Annotated in this window: 21 protein-coding genes; 14 read left to right on the top strand and 7 right to left on the bottom strand. The window is 68.3% G+C overall.

Going from position 1 to position 19328, the window contains the following annotated elements:
- Positions 1-42: 42 nt before the first annotated feature.
- Entirely contained in the window at positions 43-453 is a 411-nt protein-coding gene (locus IPG50_04375; GenBank protein ID MBK6691425.1) for a hypothetical protein, read from the bottom strand.
- Between the two features lie 30 nt (positions 454-483).
- Here IPG50_04375 and IPG50_04380 point away from each other — a divergent pair, with 30 nt between their 5' ends.
- The 7 genes from IPG50_04380 to IPG50_04410 all read left to right on the top strand — a co-directional run bounded on the left by IPG50_04380 (position 484) and on the right by IPG50_04410 (position 6865).
- Positions 484-756 (top strand): hypothetical protein, encoded by a 273-nt coding sequence (locus tag IPG50_04380; GenBank protein ID MBK6691426.1) that lies wholly within the window; start codon positions 484-486, stop codon positions 754-756.
- Positions 757-1161: 405 nt separating this feature from the next.
- Entirely contained in the window at positions 1162-3024 is a 1863-nt protein-coding gene (gene ftcD / locus IPG50_04385) for a glutamate formimidoyltransferase (protein MBK6691427.1), read from the top strand.
- 78 nt (positions 3025-3102) lie between these two features.
- Positions 3103-3996, top strand: coding sequence for a hypothetical protein (locus IPG50_04390; protein ID MBK6691428.1), 894 nt, complete (start codon positions 3103-3105; stop codon positions 3994-3996).
- Positions 3997-4178: 182 nt separating this feature from the next.
- Positions 4179-4670, top strand: a complete 492-nt coding sequence (locus tag IPG50_04395; GenBank protein ID MBK6691429.1) for a hypothetical protein — start codon at positions 4179-4181, stop codon at positions 4668-4670.
- Between the two features lie 58 nt (positions 4671-4728).
- Positions 4729-5502: an immunity 49 family protein gene (locus IPG50_04400; protein MBK6691430.1), complete on the top strand. Its 774-nt coding sequence runs from the start codon at positions 4729-4731 to the stop codon at positions 5500-5502.
- Positions 5503-5656: 154 nt separating this feature from the next.
- Positions 5657-6022, top strand: a complete 366-nt coding sequence (locus IPG50_04405) for a hypothetical protein (protein ID MBK6691431.1) — start codon at positions 5657-5659, stop codon at positions 6020-6022.
- A 51-nt stretch (positions 6023-6073) separates the two neighbouring features.
- On the top strand, positions 6074-6865 hold the full coding sequence (locus tag IPG50_04410; GenBank protein ID MBK6691432.1) for an oxidoreductase: 792 nt from the start codon (positions 6074-6076) through the stop codon (positions 6863-6865).
- Positions 6866-6897: 32 nt separating this feature from the next.
- Here IPG50_04410 and IPG50_04415 read toward each other — a convergent pair whose 3' ends face one another.
- The 3 genes from IPG50_04415 to IPG50_04425 all read right to left on the bottom strand — a co-directional run bounded on the left by IPG50_04415 (position 6898) and on the right by IPG50_04425 (position 9215).
- Positions 6898-7065 (bottom strand): hypothetical protein, encoded by a 168-nt coding sequence (locus IPG50_04415; protein MBK6691433.1) that lies wholly within the window; start codon positions 7063-7065, stop codon positions 6898-6900.
- A gap of 404 nt (positions 7066-7469) precedes the next feature.
- A complete protein-coding gene (locus IPG50_04420) occupies positions 7470-9011 on the bottom strand; it encodes a hypothetical protein (protein MBK6691434.1) in 1542 nt (513 codons plus the stop codon).
- A gap of 9 nt (positions 9012-9020) precedes the next feature.
- Complete coding sequence (locus tag IPG50_04425; protein ID MBK6691435.1) at positions 9021-9215, bottom strand: hypothetical protein; 195 nt, start codon at positions 9213-9215, stop codon at positions 9021-9023.
- 193 nt (positions 9216-9408) lie between these two features.
- Between IPG50_04425 and IPG50_04430 the strand changes: the two genes are divergently transcribed.
- A complete protein-coding gene (locus IPG50_04430; protein MBK6691436.1) occupies positions 9409-9816 on the top strand; it encodes a hypothetical protein in 408 nt (135 codons plus the stop codon).
- A gap of 394 nt (positions 9817-10210) precedes the next feature.
- Positions 10211-11239, top strand: a complete 1029-nt coding sequence (locus IPG50_04435) for a hypothetical protein (protein ID MBK6691437.1) — start codon at positions 10211-10213, stop codon at positions 11237-11239.
- Between the two features lie 249 nt (positions 11240-11488).
- Here the strand turns inward: IPG50_04435 and IPG50_04440 are convergent, their stop codons facing one another.
- Together IPG50_04440 and IPG50_04445 are read right to left on the bottom strand one after the other, a co-directional pair.
- Positions 11489-11689: a hypothetical protein gene (locus IPG50_04440; protein MBK6691438.1), complete on the bottom strand. Its 201-nt coding sequence runs from the start codon at positions 11687-11689 to the stop codon at positions 11489-11491.
- Between the two features lie 129 nt (positions 11690-11818).
- Positions 11819-12184, bottom strand: a complete 366-nt coding sequence (locus IPG50_04445) for a hypothetical protein (protein ID MBK6691439.1) — start codon at positions 12182-12184, stop codon at positions 11819-11821.
- Positions 12185-12530: 346 nt separating this feature from the next.
- On the opposite strand from IPG50_04445, the gene IPG50_04450 reads away from it, so the two are divergent.
- On the top strand, positions 12531-13538 hold the full coding sequence (locus IPG50_04450; GenBank protein MBK6691440.1) for a DUF1298 domain-containing protein: 1008 nt from the start codon (positions 12531-12533) through the stop codon (positions 13536-13538).
- 73 nt (positions 13539-13611) lie between these two features.
- Positions 13612-13752, top strand: a complete 141-nt coding sequence (locus tag IPG50_04455; protein MBK6691441.1) for a hypothetical protein — start codon at positions 13612-13614, stop codon at positions 13750-13752.
- 6 nt (positions 13753-13758) lie between these two features.
- Here IPG50_04455 and IPG50_04460 read toward each other — a convergent pair whose 3' ends face one another.
- The gene (locus tag IPG50_04460) at positions 13759-14907 is read right to left on the bottom strand and encodes a TNT domain-containing protein (protein ID MBK6691442.1); all 1149 of its coding nucleotides are present in this window, start codon (positions 14905-14907) and stop codon (positions 13759-13761) included.
- Positions 14908-16063: 1156 nt separating this feature from the next.
- Here IPG50_04460 and IPG50_04465 point away from each other — a divergent pair.
- The 3 genes from IPG50_04465 to IPG50_04475 all read left to right on the top strand — a co-directional run bounded on the left by IPG50_04465 (position 16064) and on the right by IPG50_04475 (position 19306).
- On the top strand, positions 16064-16519 hold the full coding sequence (locus tag IPG50_04465) for a hypothetical protein (protein MBK6691443.1): 456 nt from the start codon (positions 16064-16066) through the stop codon (positions 16517-16519).
- A 490-nt stretch (positions 16520-17009) separates the two neighbouring features.
- On the top strand, positions 17010-17189 hold the full coding sequence (locus IPG50_04470; protein ID MBK6691444.1) for a hypothetical protein: 180 nt from the start codon (positions 17010-17012) through the stop codon (positions 17187-17189).
- Between the two features lie 107 nt (positions 17190-17296).
- Positions 17297-19306 (top strand): hypothetical protein, encoded by a 2010-nt coding sequence (locus IPG50_04475; GenBank protein ID MBK6691445.1) that lies wholly within the window; start codon positions 17297-17299, stop codon positions 19304-19306.
- Positions 19307-19328: the final 22 nt, after the last annotated feature.

The following is a 19328-nucleotide window of genomic DNA, read 5'->3' on the forward strand; positions in this document are numbered from 1 at the left end:
GCCTCCCACGAGGCGGTTCGCTTCGATTCCCTTCGGTGCGTTTTACGGAGCCGCCGGCGGCTCGACGATGCGGCCCGGCGCCGGATCGCCACCTTTGGTCGTGGTCGTGCCCTCGGCCGTGTGGCACGCATTGCAGTCGCCGTTCGTTTGCTCGGTCTCCATGATGCGCTCCTGGTCGCCGACGACGACCTTGGCGCGGTAGGGCTTCTTGATCGCCTTCATCGTCGAGAAGTTCCCGACGCGGTTGACCGGCAGCTCGATGACGGCGCCGTCGGCGCCGGTGATGACGACCTTCATGCCGACGCGAAGGCCGTTGGAGCCCTTGCAGTTGTCGGCTTCGTGGCCGAACGGAAAGACCGTGCCGGCGGCGGTGAAGAGCACCTTGCGCTCGTTTTTCTTCGTGTGGCAGTCGACGCAGGCCCCGCCGGGCGCCATGTCGTCGCCTTCACGCACCAAAGACTTGCCCGCTTTGCACTGGGACGGTTGGTCGAAGACGCTCTCGACGGCGCCGCAGTTGCCGCGGGGCGTACCGGCCGCGATCCAGGACTCGAAAGCGGCGACGGCATCGCCGCCCGGTGCGCCGCTCGGGGCATCGGCTTCGCGCTGTCCTTCATGCGCTCGACAGACAACTGTGCGCGCGTCTTGCCGCTGGCGTCCTTTGCCGTGAGGTCATCGAAGGACGTGAGCGAATACGGCGAGTCCTTCGTGGGCGTCACGCCGTGGCAGGACCAGCAGCGGTCCGCGAGCACGGTCTGAACCGCGCACGGCAGCCCCGTGTCGCCAGTTGGGGCGTTGCTTCCCGTCGGGGATGCCCCTTGAACCGAATCGCCGTCGGCGGTAGCGCCAAAACAGGCCGCAGCGACGACCGGCAGGCAAACGACGCCGAGCATGAAGGCGAGCCCGGAGCGGACCGACGAGAACTCATTAAGCGATCGGATCATTGGGGCCTTTTGCTTCGCCTCGAGCGCCCCCACGGCTGAGGTTTGCGCACTATGTACCCCAAAGGGCGAGCGACCAGGCCAAACTGCGATCAATCGGACCGCGGCGCCGGGCGATAGGTAGGCCTTTCACCCACACTCGCTCCTTTTCGCAGCGCCAAGCCCTTGAAGTCGCTCTGGTCGAGGGGTGGCGCGCTCCGGATTTCCGGTTTACGACGGGCCCATGAGCGAGCCGCTTGTTGAGTGCGTCCCGAACTTCTCCGAGGGGCGCGACGCCTCACGAATTCGTGAAATCACGGCGTCCATCGAAGCGGTCTCCGGCGTTCGCCTCCTCAACGTCGAGCCGGGCGCCGACACGCACCGGACCGTCGTCACCTTCGTCGGCCCTCCAAAGGCGGTCGCCGAAGCGGCCTTCCGAAGCATCCAGGTCGCCGCGCGCGTCATCGACATGGCCGCGCACCGCGGCGCCCACCCGCGCATGGGTGCGACCGACGTGTGCCCCTTCGTTCCCGTCAGCGGCGTCACGATGGCCGATTGCGTCGCGCTCGCGCGCGAGGTCGGCGAGCGCGTCGGCCGCGAGCTTTCGATTCCCGTCTACCTCTACGAAGAAGCGGCCGCGACGCCGGCGCGGCGCAACCTCGCCGACATTCGCAAAGGCGAATACGAGGCGCTCCCCAAGAAGCTCGTCGATGCGGCGTGGAAGCCAGACTTTGGCCCCGCCGCGTTCTCGCCTCGCAGCGGCGCGACGGTCATCGGCGCGCGCGAGTTTCTGATCGCTTACAACATCAACCTCAACTCGACCGACAAGAACCACGCCGCCGAGCTCGCCTACGAGCTGCGTCAGCGCGGCCGCGTAGCCCGCATCGGCAACACGTCGCCCTTCTACTTCCGCGGCACCCAGCTCAAGTACGCCGCCGATGCCTTTCCTTGCGGGAGCTGCGCCTTCGTGGGCAAGACCTTCCAGGATACCCATGCACATTGCAAGGACTCGCACGGCTACGACTTGCGCGATCTCTTGGCGCAGAACTCCCTCGATGCGGAGAGCCTGACGGGGCAGAAAGTCTACCGGCCCGGGAAGTTCGCCCACTGCAAGGCCATTGGTTGGTACGTGGACGACTACAAGCGCGCGCAGATCAGCATCAACCTGACGAACTTCCGCGTCACGTCGCTGGCCGACGTCTTCGACGAAGCGCAGCGGCTCGCGGCGGCGCGCGGCCTCGTCGTCACCGGCAGCGAGATCGTCGGCGTCGTGCCCTACGAGGCGCTCCTCGCCGCGGGCCGGCACTACCTCGCGCGCCAGGGCAAGCCCGTCGGCGCGCCAGTGCGCGACGTGCTCCAAGCCGCCGTGACATCGCTTGGTCTGAGCGACGTTGCCCCCTTCGACATCGACAAGAAGGTCCTCGGCTTGCCGAAGGCGGCGCCAAAGGCGCTCGTGTCGATGAGCGTGGTCGACTTCACCGACGAGGTGTCGCGCGACACGCCGGCGCCGGGCGGTGGGTCCATCGCCGCCTTGGCGGCGGCGCTCGGAGCGGCGCTGGCCTCGATGGTCGCAAACCTGACGCACGGCAAAGAGGGCACCGAGGCCCGCGACGACGAGCTCGCGCGCATCGCGGAGGCGACGCAGCGCGTGAAAGACGCGCTCCTCGCCGGCGTCGACGACGACACCAACGCCTTCAACGCGTTCATGGAGGCGCGGCGCCTCCCGCAATCCACCCCCGAGGACAAGGCGCTGCGACTGCAGCGTATGCAGGAGGGCCTGAAGATCGCCATCGACGTGCCTTGGCGCACCGCTGAGCTGGCCTTCGAGGCGATGCAATTGGCCCACCAGGTGTCCAGCATCGGCAACCCCAACTCCCTCACGGATGCCGCCGTTGGCGTGCAGATGGGCTTCGCCGGGGTGCGCGGCGCGTTGTGGAACGTGGTGATCAACCTCAAGGACCTGTCCGACGCGGCCTACGTCGCGACGATGCAAGAGCGCTGTCGGACGATGCTGGAGGCCTCGGCTGAGCTGGCGCAGGCGTCGGCGCGAAGCGTGGACGCGCGCCTCGACGAGATGATCGCGAAGAAGCGGGCAATGGCCGGCTAGGCACAACCTGGTGCTTGCGAGGCGAGGCGATCGGCGTACCCTCCGCCGATCGCCCACGCGGTGAACTCGGAGGGGAACATGTCCACAGTTCAGTTGCTGCAAACCACGTTGCGCTCGGTGGCTCAGGTGCCCGGCGTACTTGGCTACCTCGCCGTCAGCCGCGAGGAGAACTTCCAGTCGCCGGAGATGACGGCCCTCCCGAAGGCGCTGTCCACCACGGCCGCGCAGCTCGCGCGCAAGGTGCTCGACGGCACCGAGGAGCGGCAGACGGAGGTCGCGCTCAATCATCGCGTGGTGATGCGGCGCATCGGCGATTGCGTGGCGTGTGTCATCGCCGAAATGTCGACCACGGACGCCGAGCTGCATCGCAAGCTGAACGTCATCGCGATCCGGACGCAGGTGGTGAGCGGCGGCGGCGACGAGGTGAGCCCCGTCGCCGGGCGTTTGAAGGACGCCTACGTGGCGGTCGGTGGGCCGCTCAGCGAGCTCGCCTTCGATCGCGCGATGGAACAGCTGAAGGTGGCGCGCAAAGCCACCAGCTCCGTGGCCTTGCGGGAGCTCGTCGAATCGCTCGGCGCGAGCCTTACGCCGGCCTACAAGAAGACGGAGTTTCTGACGCGCGGCGCCGCGCTCATCGATGAACACGACGCGCTCTTCGCGAGCCACACGTCGATGGTGCCGCCGCCGAACTCGTCGATTCCGCCGCGGTCCGAGCGGATCTCGGTCGCGCCGCGCTCCGATTCGCCCAAGGCGAAGCTCTCGCACGTCGCCGTGGCGGTGCTCGTCGCGCGCGATCTCGCGGGGCCCGGCGTGGAGGACTCGCTCGTGCGCGCGGTGGCCAACTTCGAGCGCCTCGACGCCGCGTCGGCGACGCTCGAGCGCTTGCTGACGGGCATGTCGCAGGCGCTCCCGGAGCTCTCGCGGGCGCGCTTCGTCGCCGACGCGCGAGCCGCCGTCGACCGCCAGCGGTAGTCCCGTAGGCTCAAGCCGTGAGGCGGGCTGCAACCATCGGACTGCGCGGCTCTCTCCTCTATCGCCCCCTATCGTGCTCTCGAAGGTGAGGCCCGACCCACATGGCGACCTATCCCATCTGAGCTGATCCAGGACACTGCAGCATGGCTCAAGCATCCGACTACGTGATCTTCAACGGGCCCATGCGGACCGACTTCGCCCTGCTCGATTTCATCGAGGACTTCGCCGACGACTACAAACTCATGCGTGGCCATGCGGTCGCGCCCGACTGGCCCAACGACGTCTGCTTCCGCATGTCGCCCGACTTCAAGAAGCGCATCAAGCTGTCGGACAACCTGGTCAACAGCAACAAGTTCCTGGTGGCCTCGAAGCCGCTGCAGGACTTCCTCTTGGCCGAGGAGGTGCCCGATGTGGAATATCTGCCTCTCACCATCTTCAACCACAAGAAGAAGGCTGAGGCCGCTCCCTACGCGATCGTCAACCCGATCGGCACACACGACTGCGTGGACCTGGCGGCCAGCGACGTGGTGATGAACACGATCAACAGCGACTACATCAGCGTCGTCAAGAAGCTCGCGATCGATCCGTCCAAGATCGCCAGCACGGCACGCCTCTTCCGGGCCAAGGGCCTGGGCACGGGATCTTCTTCAAGCGCGAACTCGCCGACAAGGTGAAGGCCGCCGGCTTCACTGGCATCGAGTTCGTCGAGATCGCCGACTACAAGACCTGATCATGGGCCTGCGCGAACACCGTGCCGGGGTCGAAGCCTACGTACGCAACGACATCGAGCTCGTGCGAGGTCTTCCCGATCTAACGCGTGTCGGACCGGTCTACGACGACCTGAGCAAGCACTGCCGCGTCCTCGCGGGCTGCGCGCTGCTGCTCGATGCCGACATCGACGGCTTCGTCGATTGGCTGGCACGCAGCGGCCACGCGCGCGTGCACCTGCTGCGTCGGCGCGCCGAACAGCCCGCGCTGCGCAACCCGCACCTCGCCGCCAGCAACGCCGACGCGCTGTTCGACGTGCTCGCGGCGCGCCAGCTGCCCATCGCCCTGCAGCTCGCTACCCTCTCGCCCGACACTTGGTGGAAGGGCGAGGAGTACGAGGAGGACTTCCTCTACGCCCATTTCCTGCTGCGCCACCTGCGCGACCCGAAGGCCGCCGACCTGGCCGCCATGGTCACCGAGCTCGAACGGGCGACCGGCAACCACGAGGCGGCCCGGCCCCGCCTGTGCCGCGCCCTGCTGGAACTGAACCAGGGCGACTTCGACGAAGCGTTCGAAAGCCTGCTCGACGAACACGACGAAGTGCTCAAGGAAGGCCGAACCCACGTCTGGCCCGACGGCAAGATCGAACTGCGCATCAAGGAGCAGTTGCACATCGAGGCACTGGCCTGGCTCAACCTCGCTGACGCTGCGGGCCTGAGCACGCAGCCCGAATACCGCTATTGCCCCGCGTCGTCCCGCTTGCCTGCATCGCGCCCCTCCGCGCCCTCGGTGTTCTGAGATGGCGCAGGAACTGCTGGTGCCGGTACTCCTTGAGGCTCCCGAACTCGAGCTCGTGAGAAGACCGTAAGCCCGACGTGCGACGCGGTGGGCTACGGCATCGACGCGCTCGTCAAGGACGCGCCGCGGACCTCCAACGCTGTAGGATCAAGCCGTGAAGCGGGCTGCGACCATCGGACTCCTGGGCGCGTTGGCAATGGGCGTGTGGGCCTGCGTCGTGGACGGCTTGTCCAAGGGCCCTCAGGCGACGGTGTTTGGTGCCACCGCCGTCGGCGCCGTCGCGGCACACCGCGCGCTCACCGGGGCGTGCTGGAGTTCGTGCCCCTACGGGCGCGTCTGCGATCACGACTCGGGCCTATGCGTCGAGCGCTCGTGCCGCGTGCAGTGCTTGGCCGACGACGAGTGCATCGGCGATCGGTGCGAGCCGCGGCGATTCCAGGAGCGGAGCGCGGCTGGCGGCGCCGCGTCAGGTGGCGCGCCCGACGGCGCACCGGTCGATGCCGGCGCAGCGGGCGGCTGAGCGCGGCGCCCGATGCCACCGGCGAGCTCCATCGGGGATAGAGTGCGATCCATGCCGAGCGCGGGCACGAACGCACCGAGAGCTGCACTGCTGTTTGGTGCCAGCGGGCTCGTCGGGGGTTATTGCCTCGAACGCCTCCTCTTGGACGACGCGTTCGGTCGCGTCGTCGTCGTCGTTCGAAGGTCGCTGGGCCGGTCGCACCGGAAGCTGGAGGAGCGGGTCGTCGACTTCGCTCACATCGCGGATGCGGAGCTCCCACCTTGCGACGATGCGTTCATATGCCTCGGTACAACGATCGCGAAGGCGGGTTCAGAGACCGCGTTTCGTAAGGTCGACCACGACGCTGTCGTCGCCGCGACCGTCCTCGCGCGGAAGTCCGGCGTGCGCCGGCTCGCGCTCGTCTCCTCGGTCGGCGCGTCGGTCGACTCGGGGAGCTTCTACCTCAGGGTCAAGGGCGAGACCGAGCGCGACGCGGCCGCCGCCGGCCCCTTCGAGACGTTGGCCATCGTCCGACCGAGCTTGCTGCTGGGCGGTCGCCCCGAGCGGCGGCTCGGTGAAGGCCTCGGACAAGTCGTGGGGGGACCGCTCGCGCCGCTCTTTGTTGGCCCCGTCGCGCGATACCGTCCCGTTCATGCGAGGGTCGTCGCCTTCGCGATGATCGCGGCCGTGCTCCAAGGAGCAGAGGGCACGCACATCCACGAATACTCGGACATCGCGGCGCTCGGCCAAACGCTGCTGCCCCTCGGAGCGACGATCGAGCGCGCGCCGAGCGTTCGCGTCGGCCTAGCGCTCTTGAGTGCCACGCTCGTCGTCGTCGCGATCGCGTGGCTCATCGCGCGCTGATGAAGATGGGTGTGTCGCTCGCCCGACTCGGTTCACTCGCCTTCTTCGCTGAACTTTCTCCACGCGAGGCCGCTCGGCGAGCCCGAATCCTCGACCACGTGGTAGTCGCCATCGATATCGCCGAGCCTCCATTCGTCGTCACCACCGCTCACGAGGGCAAGGTCGGCGTCAGAGAGTTCGGTGACAAGCAGGTTCATCATGGCGGGGCTCACTTGGTTGGTGGAGGTTGACTGCGTCGTGCGCGACTGCTGAAGCAGCCGCCGTGCCAAACGCCGGCAGAGGCGCATTGCCCCCGGTATTTCGTTCGGCCCTCGCGCCGGCCCACGGGATCCGCCGGTTCTGGACGCGTGGAGGTGGGACAGGTTGAACCGGACGGGACGAACAGGGCCGTTTGGGGCCAACGATGCCGAGGGCTGCGGCAGCGCGCGAACGTAGCGCCAGCTAACCTTCGCTTCCGGCGCGGCCACCTCGTAGAACCTGCCGCGCGCGCGGCATGGGTGTCTCTCTCTGGTCGGGCTTCCAGTCCATTTGAAGCCAAGGGTCCGGGTTCGCAGATCGAGCGTTAGGTCCTCACTTGGTTCGCCGATCCCCTTTGGAACACGCATCACGGTGTCAGCTCGGGGTGTCGCTCGAAGTACTGATCGACGACCTTCTGCGACGGCTTGTCAGGCACGTCGGCGCACGCGAGGGCGCGCGCGGCATCGGGACCGATGAAGACCGACAGCGCCTGCAGGCGACGCTTCATCGCGAGGGGATCCGTGGGCGCGGCCGCGACGAGAAGCGGGAAAGCGTCGGCGCCGAGCGCGTGGACGAGCGAGCCGTACTCGTAGGTATTGAAGAGGTCTGGCTGGGTTCGAAACGCAGCCAAGGTCTGCTCCTGCGTGGTGAACGAGGCGACGAGCGACGTGAGCCGCACGCGCGCTTCGTATGGGCGGACGCCGGCGCCCGGAGCCCCGCCGCAGAGTTCCGCCAGGTGAGGCCTCCAGAGCGACTCTTCTCCTGGAAAGGCGAGGGCGGCGGCGCAGCGAAGCTCTGCGTCGAGGCCCTCGTCTTGGAGGGAAGCGAGCGTCTCCGCGCACACGTCCTGAGAGGCGTGTGCGGCCCAGCTGCGCAGGCGAAACCATAGCCACGGGGCCAGTGAGCTCGGAGCGAAGGCCCAGCCAGGGATCCACCAGCGCGGCGGCGTCTCGGTGTCGCTCTTCTCGAGCGCCCAGACCTGTCCGAGAAGCGAGACCGTGGCTCGAAGACCGAACGAGGTGACCAGCGCGTCCGCCACATGGGCGAACCCGCTCTCGACCTTCTGCGGATCTCGCTGCAACGCCTCGCGCACGTTGCGCAGCGTGAGGAGCACCAGGGCGGCCTGGAACGCGGGATCGCTCGATTCGCAGAACGCACGCTCCCCGTTCCAGACGCGCGCGACCTCCGATTGGAACCCGGTCGGATCGGCCGGTAGCTCAGGGAAAGACTTCAGGCGGTGTTGGAAGTGCGCGTGGAGCTCTCGCAGGAGCGCGTTCAGGTCGTCGGCCGACGCGCTCTTGGGCCTCGCCCCCTCGCCACGAAGCGGTCGCACGAGCTTGCGCGCCTCCGCGGTCCATTCAAGCCGCAGCGGGCCCGACGGAGGCTGGGGCTCGAAGAAGCGTGGTCGCGGTGGGTGGAACTTCGGGCCGAACTCGAGCCAGTGCTGGACTTTCGGGAGGTCCAACTCGAAAGACAGCGTTTGCCCCACCGTCGAGTCGCGCTCGTCGAGCGGTGCGAAAGCGAGCGGGTATTGTTTCACGTATTGCAGGATTCGTTCGCGTCCGCGCGGTGGGACCCCGGGCCTGGCTCCTTCCCAGCCGAAGTCGTCCTTATCGATGATCTTGGTCTCCGGAGACGCGATGACGTGCCAGAAGACGGACGCGCGCAGTTCGCGGTGACAGTGGGCTGCTAGTTTCGGTTCCAAGTGGAGACTTCGCGGCGGAAGCCCGCTGCCCGTGACGGTGAACCACCCCGGTGTGGCGAGGATCTGGATCGTGATCCTCCGAATGTCGGCGCCACCTTGCGCCGGGGGGGCTGGCCGAAAGGCGGGGGCGAGCGCCTCGAAGAACGCTCGCACGGAGCGCGAGACCATCTCTTGCGTAGCGCCCGATGCTTCGATCCAGAGCATCGCGACACGCTATCGCGGCGTGAGGCGAGCAGGCGGGAACAATCGGTTTCGGAGCAGCGTGGCCCAGTCGATGCGGACGGTGGCCGCGTAGAGTGCGCCGCGCAGGAGTCGGTCCCAGTGCTTCACTGACAAGACGTTCGGAAGCAGGGCTCGGTCCGCGGCGGCGACAAGGCTGCACCCGTCGCTGGAGGAGGTCCGTCGCACGCGGGGGCGGCTCGTCGGCAAGTCGGTCGAGGGGGCGGTACGCGGCGCGCCCGTGCGCCGCGGTGCTGTCCATCCGACGACCCGCGCAGCTCGGCAGCCACCCTGCCCTTCTACGAGAACGCGACTGGGCGCGTGGGCGGTGCCCTTTTGCGAGCCTTGCATGGCCGAGTTGCTACCCCCTATCGTGTCCACGATGACGCACCGAACGTGGCCAACGAAGCCGTCCCAGGAAGAAGCCGTCGAGCACGCACTCGCGTTCTTCGAGGCCCTCAAGAGCGGCGAGCTGGAGCGAGCCGAGGCCATGGTGCCCCACGCCTATGAAGACTGGAACGAGAACGTCTTCAACCTGTTCCAAGACCACTATCTGATCCACACCACGCCCCCCGACTCTTCGTTCGAGGGCGCGTGGTGGCGGGCGAATCGCGGTTGGTTGGCCGACTTCAGCGTCGACGGGCCCGGCGAATGGATGGGCAAGGCGGGGAACGTGCTGTGGCTCAGCCTGGCCTATCGCGGCGAGCCGTCGGGCTACGTCGCGGAGTTTCAGATTGTCCCCGAGGGAGACCACTTCGTACTCCAGCACAACGCGTTTCGCATGGCGTGAGAGTGCGCCGACCGGGACTCGAGCGGTGCTCGCGTCGAGCCCGGCCGGCACGGGATCGGAGTACCTCGGCGACTTCGTCGACCTCCAGGGCGCGGTCTTCAAGTGAGATCAGCTCCCTGCGAGGGGCGCATCCTCGCGCGGCGCGAGGGCGTGGACGCCCTTCGCGCCCATCGAGCCGCGCCTAGCCGCGACATCCGTGGCTGTGCCGCAGGATCCGGATGTTCACGGGTGCCATGCGTTCGATGGCACAAACGCGGAATGAACGTGCGGCACGGACGTTGCTGCTGCAGTCGTGCTCCGACGTCCGACGGCATTCGAGCCCATGACGCACCTGAAGAAACCGCAGGCCCCCATCCGCCCGCCACGGACGTCTTCCGTACGCCGAGGTTGGGTCTTGGGAGTGCTCGTCGCCGTCGAGGTCGCCTCGATTCAGGTCGCGTGCGGTTCGCGTAGCGAGCTCGGAGCGAGCGACCCCAGCGTGGACGCGGCGACGGCGATCGATGCCCGAGCCGACATCACGCCCACCGACGGCCGGCACGAGACCTCCGCGCTCGACGCTTCGGTCGCCGACGCGCGCCAATCGTTCGACGCGCCAACCCCACCGGACGCCCGCGCCGGTCGAGACGCCGACGCCGCGCCAGATGACGCACCAGCGACGGACGCGACGACGATTCCTCCGATCGACGCATCCCTCCCTGACGCGACCGCGATGCGTTGTGTCGACGGCGGCAGTTCGGCCCCTTATCTCGTCTCCGATACAGGCGAATTCTTCCGGTTCGACGCCGCGAACGGCTCGGCCACGCTTCTGACCTCGCTTGTCTGTCCCGCGGGCCCCTCGGCGCCGTGGACGATGGCGGTCACGAGCGACGCCGCATACGTGCTCTACACCGACTGGCAGCTCTATCGTGTCGATCTGCGAACGTTCGCCTGCTCCGCCACGAACTACGTCGAGGGGCAACTGGGTTTTCCCGCGAACGTCGGAGTCGCTACTGTCGGCACGCTCAGCGGAGACCGCCTACTCGTTTACGGGTTGGGCTCGTTCGACGGAGGGCCGAGCGGAGCGATGCTCGCCTCGAGTGATTTGTCGAGCTTCGAGCTCGACCCGGTTGCGCCGATCGTACCCAACCCGATCAACTATCCCGTCGACATCAAGAGCGACGCCTACGGTCGCCTCTTCGCCGCGGATGCGAGCGGCCTGCTGCTCTCGGTGAATGCATCGACGGGGCAGATCCTCGGACGCGACGAGACGGGCATTGCGTCGGGCGGCTCTTGGGCGCTGCTCGTTTACGAAGAGCAGATCTACTTATTCACTGGTGCGAGGGGTCAGGTTCACCGCTACGACATAGCGACGAAGCAAGCTTCGCAGCTTGGGAACACCGGTCACACGATCGTCGGAGCCGGCGCCGCGCCGTGCCTTCGCTAGCCAGCGCCGGGTCAACGAACCTCCTCATCCCCGGATGAAGAATGAGAATTCACCTCAACGTCGGCACCATCGATCACGTCGATCACGGCAAGACCGACGAGCGCGCTCACCAAGGTGATGCCCGTCGCTTCGGCGGCACGCCAAGAGCCTGAGCGAGATCGACACCACGTCCGAGGAGCGCAAGCACCAGGTTGGTGTGCGCGAGCTGATCTTCGCCAACGGCGCGCTCGCGCACTCGCGACCTCGCCGCTAGCGAAAGAAGTCGCCCTCGCAGCAGACGTCGCCGGCGTCGCAGCCTGAGGGGTCGACGTCGGAGATGCGCCCGTTGTGCACCGATTCGCAGTCGGAGCGGCGCAAGCAGCGGCCCTCGCCTCCACAGCGCCTCGGCTGCTCGCGGCACGTCAGGCTCGGCCCGGGCGGCGTGCCGACGCAGTCGGCGGAGCTGTACACCTGCTAGGCGAGTGCGACACAGCGTTCCTCGCGGCACCCGACTTGGCACGGGCTAGCAGGCGCCGGTTCCCCCGCTCGCTCGACGGCGCCCCGTTTCTCCTCCCACGCGCGAACTCGACGCTCCGGCGATCACAGCGCGCTGATCTTGCAGTCCTCGATGTTGCCAGTTTCACCGATGATTCCCTCGGCGAGGACGTGGGCCTTGGCCTTCAAGCCTCCGGTGCTCTTCACTTTGCAGAACACGAAGGGAACCGTTTTGTCAGCCGAGTCGGTGATGGGCACCAGGTCGCTTCCCACCGCCTGAACGTACCCGTGAATCTTCGCGGCCTTGCCCTTGCTCGACGCGCCGCCGAAGGCTGGGAACTCCTTTCGGTGCGCCTCGATGGTCTTTGCGTCCGCCGGCAAGACCGCGGCGGTGGTCGTGGCCGTCCCGTCCGACTTGTTGCAGCCGACGACGCAGAACGAGGCGAGAACCATGGAAGCGATGAGGCGCATACCAATCTCCTTGTGGGGTACGTGTACGCCGGCGGCGGCAACTTCCTTCCCAGCTGCTCGTTGCGAGAACGCTGGCCGCGCGGTGCGCTAGAAGAGTCGTCGAGGAGGGCGTTTCGATGGCTTGGACACGGCTCGGCGGCGAAGACGCGGCTTGGTTGCACATGGAAGACGCTGCGAACCCGATGGTCGTCAGCGGCATCGTCGACCTCGCGGCCCGCCTCCCCATGACCGCCCTCACGGAGCGCGTGGCGCAGCGTCTCGCGTCAATCGCGCGTTTTCGTGAGCGCGTGGTGGAGCCTCCCCTAGGCCTGGGCCCCCCTCACTGGAGCCGGACCCGCGCTTCGACGTGCGAGAGCATCTCGAACACGCGGAGCTCGAGGCGCCTGACGACGCGACGCTTCAAGCCTTCATCGGCAAGGCGGTGAGCAGGCTGCTCGACCGCTCACGGCCCCTTTGGCACATCACCGCCATCGATCGGCCCGGCGCCGGCACGACGCTCTTCTTTCGAGTTCATCACGCCATCGCCGACGGCTTCGCGCTTCTCAGCGCGCTGCTGTCACTGTGCGACGAAGGGCCGAGCGTCGCGAGTGCGCTGCCGCTCTCGGTCAAAGCGAGCCACGGCCTCCGCCGCTACGCAGCCGCGGCGCGACGCATCGTCGTGCTGCCGCCCGATCCGAAGACGTCGCTCAAGGGTGCTCTCGGCAACGACAAGCGCGTCGCCTGGTCGGCGCCACTTGCGCTCCCGCTCGTGAAGGACGTCGCCCACCGCGAAGGGGCCACGGTCAACGACGTTCTGGTGGCCGTCGTTGCGGGAGCCTTGCGGAGGGAGCTTCGACGCCGCGGCGACGACGTCATGGCGGTTCGCGCCATGGTGCCGGTGAACCTTCGTGTGAGAACGTCGTCGGCGGAGCTCGGCAATCGCTTCGGTCTCGTGATCCTCGAGCTTCCCGTCGGCATCGCCGATGGGCGCGAGCGGGTCGCGGCGGTCCACGCACGCATGGGCGCCCTGAAGACAACGCGAGAGCCCGTCGTCACCTTCGCCATCTTGCGGCTCATGGGTTGGGCACCTCGCGCCGCCGAGAGCCTCGGCGTCGCCTTCTTCGGCAAGAAGGCCTCGCTCGTGCTCACGAACGTGCCGGGGCCGCGGGAGCGACTCCACATGACCGGGGTCGCCGTGACCCGTGTGCTCTTCTGGGTGCCGCAGTCGGGCCGCATGGGCCTCGGCATCAGCATTTTCAGCTACGCCGACGAGATCACCGTCGGCGTGATGGCCGACGCGCTCCTCGTGCGTACGCCCGAGCGACTCGCCGCCGACGTCAACGCTGAGTTCGCTGACCTAGCCGCGGGTCCATGAGCTGGCGGGTGGCCGCGCGGGCCGCTGCCGCGCATGCTGCTCGTGCACTGAACGAGGCCGGCTGGGCGGGATCTTGCTCACGCTGCAGGCCTCTCCTGTCGTCGATCTCAACGCGGAGGTCGCGAGGATGATGGCCGGCAATCTCAAGGACGCGCTCGCGCTCAAGAAGATCGCGAAGCTCGCGCGGGCGAACAAGCCGGTGCTCAGGCGCTAACGCGCACTAGGGGACCGCCATCGAGAGGCTGTCGTTCCGGTTGGCGAACGCGTTCTCCCGCATTCTGGACTCGGGCGTCACGACGGCGACGGCAGGACCCGTCGTGAATGGGCGCGTCCACCAGCCGCCGGGTCCGTCGGCCGCCTGCGCCAGGCCGCTGACTGCGCTGCTCGTGATGTTCTTCGCATAGTCCTGCCAAGATCCAGGCTGGCTCGGCCAAGCTTGGTCGAGCGCTTCACGCGAGTACACCGCCGCCAGAGTCTGCGCGGGGAACGCGATCGCCGAGGCTGTCGCCACGGGTTCGCTTCGGAGGACGTCTTGTACGTTCTGCGCGACCGGGGAGCCGTTTCGGGCAAAATAGTCGATGCCCGAGTCGACCGCTCCGAAGATTGCGCCGTTGCGCGCGCCGTTCAACGCCGTATCCACTTGGGACGGTCGGGCGGGGTCTCCACCGGGCGGCGGGAGGGGCTCGCTGGGTGCCGGTCCGTCCGGCGTCGGCGCGGGCGTGCGAGGCAGCTCGCCTGCTGGATCGCGGTACGTCGCACCGGGCACCTCGCGGAGGTGTCCGGAGTCCACAAGGCTCTGAATGTCTCGCCGGAAATCAAGCTGTTGACCTCCGGCCTCCCGGCCAAAGGCGGGATGCGCCTCGCTCCCCACGTAGGGCGTCGCTTTGACGACCTCGAACTCGCGGTACGGCCTGAGCCCGGCGCCCGGCGGCAAGCCCAGCTCGGAGAGCGGTGTCCCCGCGGGGGCGGCGAAGCTCCCATTCATGGATCCGAAGCGTCCGATGCGCTCGCCCGGCTGGGCCATGCGTTCGAATTGGGTGCCCGGCAAGGCGCCGTCGCGCGGGATCAACGAGTACTGGTTGCTGATGATCTCGTTGATGCGCCCACCGTTGGACGTCGCGCCGAAGAGCTGCCCGGCGTCGGCGAGCGGCCGCGGGTCCATCAGCGGACTGACGACGTCTTGTTGCGCGCTCGGATTGTTGTACGCGCCTGGCTCGTAGGACGCCGTCTCGTAACCGCCGCCCGCGCCACCCGTCCCGTACGCGCCGGGCTCGTAGGACGCTGTCTCGTAACCGCCGCCCGCGCCACCCGTGCCGTACGCGCCGGGCTCGTAGGACGGCGTCTCGTAGCCTCCCCCCGCCACCTCCACCCCCGCCTCCTCCACCTCGTAGGCGCCAGGCTCGTCGACGCCGTCTCGTAGCCTCCGCCCCCGCCACCTCCGCCCCCGTAAGCGCCAGGCTCGTAGGACGCTGTCTCGTAGCCTCCGCCCCCGCCACCTCCACCCTCGTAAGCGCCAGGCTCGTACGACGCTGTCTCGTAGCCTCCGCCTCCGCCGCCTCCACCCTCGTAAGCGCCAGGCTCGTACGACGCCGTCTCGTAGCCGCCACCTCCACTGTCGCCGCCGCCACCACTCTCACCGCCGGCCGCGAAGTCCCCGCCCTCGTAGCCCTCCTCGTAGCCGCCGTGAACGCAGGCGAGGTCCGTGCTCACGACTCCCCTCCCTGGCCGCGCAACCGACTGGCGCTGGGCCCTCGACGGTGAATCCTTGGTCCCGGCTCGCCCTGACTTGAAACGCGTTCGCATGAGAGCGACCAAAGCCAACAGCGTGCCACGCTCGGGGCCGAGGGCGGGTGTGAGCCACCATTGCCGATCTCGCGAAGAGCCGGCGCCCCACGCGCGAGTTTCCGCGCCAACTCGCAGGGGTGCACGAATCATTCACCCCGCGAAGCCTTGGCTCACGCCCTACAGCGGCACCGGACGTCAGGGCTTGGGGAAGCGCGATCCGCCACGGTCGCCGGGCGAGCAGGAGCGGCGCGAGCGTACTTTGGGGCGCACTGCGGGCGCGTGCGAGGGTCGCCCTCGCGATGATGCTCGAGGAGGCCCGTGTCGCAGAGAGCGTCGTGCGGAGCTGGCGTGCTCTGCGGCATGACGTTTTCGCTGCGCCGCGGGCCATACCACGCACCTCTGGCGCGCATGTGATCCGGGGACGAGTCTGTCGTGCTTGGCACAGTGGCACACCGACTTCTCGCTCGCGCGCCGCGACGAAGGCCGAGCGGCCCTTGGAACACCCGTTGCTCGATGGGCGGGCATGAGCGCTCGTTCAAAGCAACTCCACGGTCTCCTTCCCTTCCTCGTTGCTTCGGTGACCGCGTGCGGCTCGCTCGAAGCGTCTTCCACCGAGGGCGCCGTCGACGCGGGCCCGACACCGCGGCCCGGCTTCGACGTACGGGTCGCGTGCACCGATAGAGGACAGTCTCTGGGCGGCGGCGACGCCGACGGGCGTGGACGGCTTCGAGATCCGTCGTATGGACCAGTTCCCCGCGGATGGAGGGCGACCCGCCCGTCTCGTCCGAACGCTCTTGCCGCTTTGCACGAAAGCCAAGGACGCGGCCGCATGTACGGAAAAAGCTGCCGTCACGCCGGCCGGCGGCTGGGACCCCTACGGAGGCAAGGACTTGGGCCCTCGGCAAGCGACACCGGAAGTCGCGATCACGACCCGCGGCGACGAGGTGGCAGCCCTCGCCACGCTCGACGCGCTCGGCATCGTGCTCGCGCCCGTGGAGACCGTCGACGAAGCGATGCTCCTGGCGCAGTTGCGCGGCTACCGCGCCGACGGGTGCGGCACCGAGGCGAGCGCCATCGCGGCGCGTGCGGTCATGGGCGGCTTCGAGATCGCGGTCGTCGCGGGCGGTGGGTGCAGCCCTGCGCGCACCGGCGTCGTGCGCCGGCGGCGACGGCAGCTTCAGCGTCATCGCGGATGAGCGCGTGGATGGGGCTCGACAGGGGCGTCCTGCGGACGTCGTCCCGACGAGGCTCGGGCCGTGCGCTCCGACGGGGCCGATCGTACCGGTCGATTGCTCGCGGAGATGGCCTACCTAGAGGCGGCGAGCATCGCTGCGTTCGCGCAGCTCGCGCGCGATCTCGCGGCCGCCAACGCCCCCATTGAGCTCGTCGCGCGCGTCGAGGCAGCGCGCCGCGACGAGGTCCGTCACGCGCGCGTCATGCGAAAGGCGTCGAAGGAGCGAGGCGTCACACCCTCTGTTCCGCGCGTAACGCCGGGCGACGCGCGGTCGCTCTTCGCGGTGGCCATGGAGAACGCGGTCGAAGGGTGCGCTCGCGAGACCTTCGGTGCGTTGACGGCGACCTACCAAGCCGCGCGCCGAGACGCCCGAGCTTCGCGCGCTCTTCGCGGCCATCGCCGCCGACGAAACCGAGCACGCTGCCCTCTCGTGGGACCTGGCCGCGTGGCTCGTGGGTCGACTGTCCGCGGAAGAGCAGCGGCTCGTCACGGAAGCGCGCGACCAGGCCTTCGCTGCTCTCGCCGCCAGTGCGTCACGCCCGGCCTCGCAGGCCGAGCGCGTACTCGGCGTTCCCAAAGAGAGCGCGGCGATGGCGCTCCTCACGGGCCTTCGCACGGCGCTCGCCGCCTAGCAGCTCCGGCGAGAAGACGACGGTGCGAACAAGGAGTAGGGACCGGGCGTGTCAAACGCGCTGCGTTGCTCGCCGCGGGTTCCACTTTCGATACACTGAGCAGCATCATGCGCCGCCTTACCTTGCCGTGGTTGCTGCTCGTCGTGATCGTGGCTTGCGGAGAAGACGGAACGACGCCCCAACCGCTCCCGACGACGGAAGGTGAAGCGTCCGATGGCGGCGGCACCTCGCCGGTTGCGACTGACGACGGCGGACCACCGCCCGGTAGCGACGGGGCCGTTGACCCCAGTGGCAACGACGGCGGCTCGTCCATCGACGCCGGCGGCGGTGATGCCGACGCCGCCCCCGGTCCGAACCAGGCGCCGACGGCGATGAACGGGACCCTCTTGCTCGAGATTGGTGACAAGATCGACAGCACCCTCGCCGGCGCCGATGCCAACGGCGACGCGCTCACGTACTCGATCCTGACACCGCCGACGAAGGGCACCGTCTCGAACCTGAACGCGGCGACGGGGGCGTTCACGTACACCTCGACGGAGCTCCTGCCCGGCAGCGACTCGTTCACCTTTCAGGTGAGCGACGGGAAGACGAACGCCGTGACGCCGGGAAAGGTAGACGTCACCCTCGACGCGGTCCTGTTCACCGGGCACTGGACGCTTTCGAACGTGAAGGACAACGCCTCGACGGCGTGCACGTCGTCGCAGACCTTCCGCATCGGCCATGCGCGCCCGGCGTCGGCCGCCGGCTACCTGGCCGTCGCGCAACGACGCATCGTGTGCGGTAGCACCACGTACACGTTCCAGCCGGTGCGCGAGACCTTCTACGGCTCGCAGGTGACGGCGTCCGTCATGACGTTCTCGCAGGGCAAGAGCGTGTCGGGCTGCGGCTACGTCACCGACGCGTTCCGGCTCGAGCGCCTAGCTAACGGCAAGTTCGCCTTCAAGGAGACGACGAACACGCCCTGTTATGGCATCGGCACCCACGTCTTCACCGCCGACGCGGAGCGCACCTCGACCGGCTACCTCTTCGTCGAGCCTGCGTCCGAGACGGCCTTCGGCAACGCGTATCAAGGCGACCCGTCGCCGACGCGATCGGTCATGCTGCGCAACGTCGGTCGCGTGCCGACGACGACGCTCGCGGTCTCCGGCATCGCCGACCCGTTCTCCTTCGCCGGGGGCACGTTCCCCGGTGCCAGCGGCACGTGTGGCACGTCGGTGGCGGGCCTCTCGTCGTGTTCCTTCGGGGTCGCCATGTCGACGACCGACCTCGGCGCGAAGAGCGGCGGCTGGTCGGCGAGCTACGCCGACGGCCTCGCGACGCACGGCGAGAGCGGGACGTTGAGCGGCGGCGTGGTCCCAAAGTTCACGAATCCGACGGCCGTGTCGTCGGGCAACGACTTCGCGTGCGCCATCGCGAGTGGAACCGTGACGTGTTGGGGAGACACGGGCGCGTCCGGCGTCGCCGCCGTGCCGCCGCTCACGAATCCCAAGGTCATCTCCGCGGGATCGGCGCACGCGTGCGCGATCGACGACAGCGGCGTCAAGTGTTGGGGTTCGAGCGCCAACGGCCGGACGACAGTGCCGCCGCTCGTGAACCCGAAGCAGGTGTCCGCGGGCGGGGCTCACACGTACGCCCTCGACGACAACGGCGTCACCTGTTGGGGGTCAAACACGTCGGGGCAGGCGACGGTGCCGCCGTTGACGACGCCGACGGCGGTCAGCGCCGATGGCGCCGTTTCGTGCGCCCTGCACGCCAGCGGCGTGACGTGCTGGGGGTCGAACACGCAGGGGGCAACGGTGCCCGCGCTGAACAACCCGACGGCCGTGTCGGCGGGGAACGCGCACGTGTGCGCCATCGACGCGACGGGCGTCGTCTGTTGGGGCGACAACTTCTTCGGCAAGGCAACCGTGCCGGTGAACCTCACGCCCCCCATCTCGGCGATCTCTGCGGGAGGCGCACGGACGTGCGCCATCGCGAGCGGCGCGCCGCGCTGCTGGGGCTTCTCCTCGGCGGTGCCGCCCGTGTCCGGCCTGACCACGCTCTCGACGGGCTACAATCACGCCTGCGCTATCGCAGGCGGCTCCGTTCGGTGCTGGGGAGCGATGACCTATCCTTAGCGCCGGGCTATCCATGCTTCTT

The organism is Myxococcales bacterium (assembly GCA_016703425.1).
Classification (GTDB): domain Bacteria; phylum Myxococcota_A; class Polyangia; order Polyangiales; family Polyangiaceae; genus JADJCA01.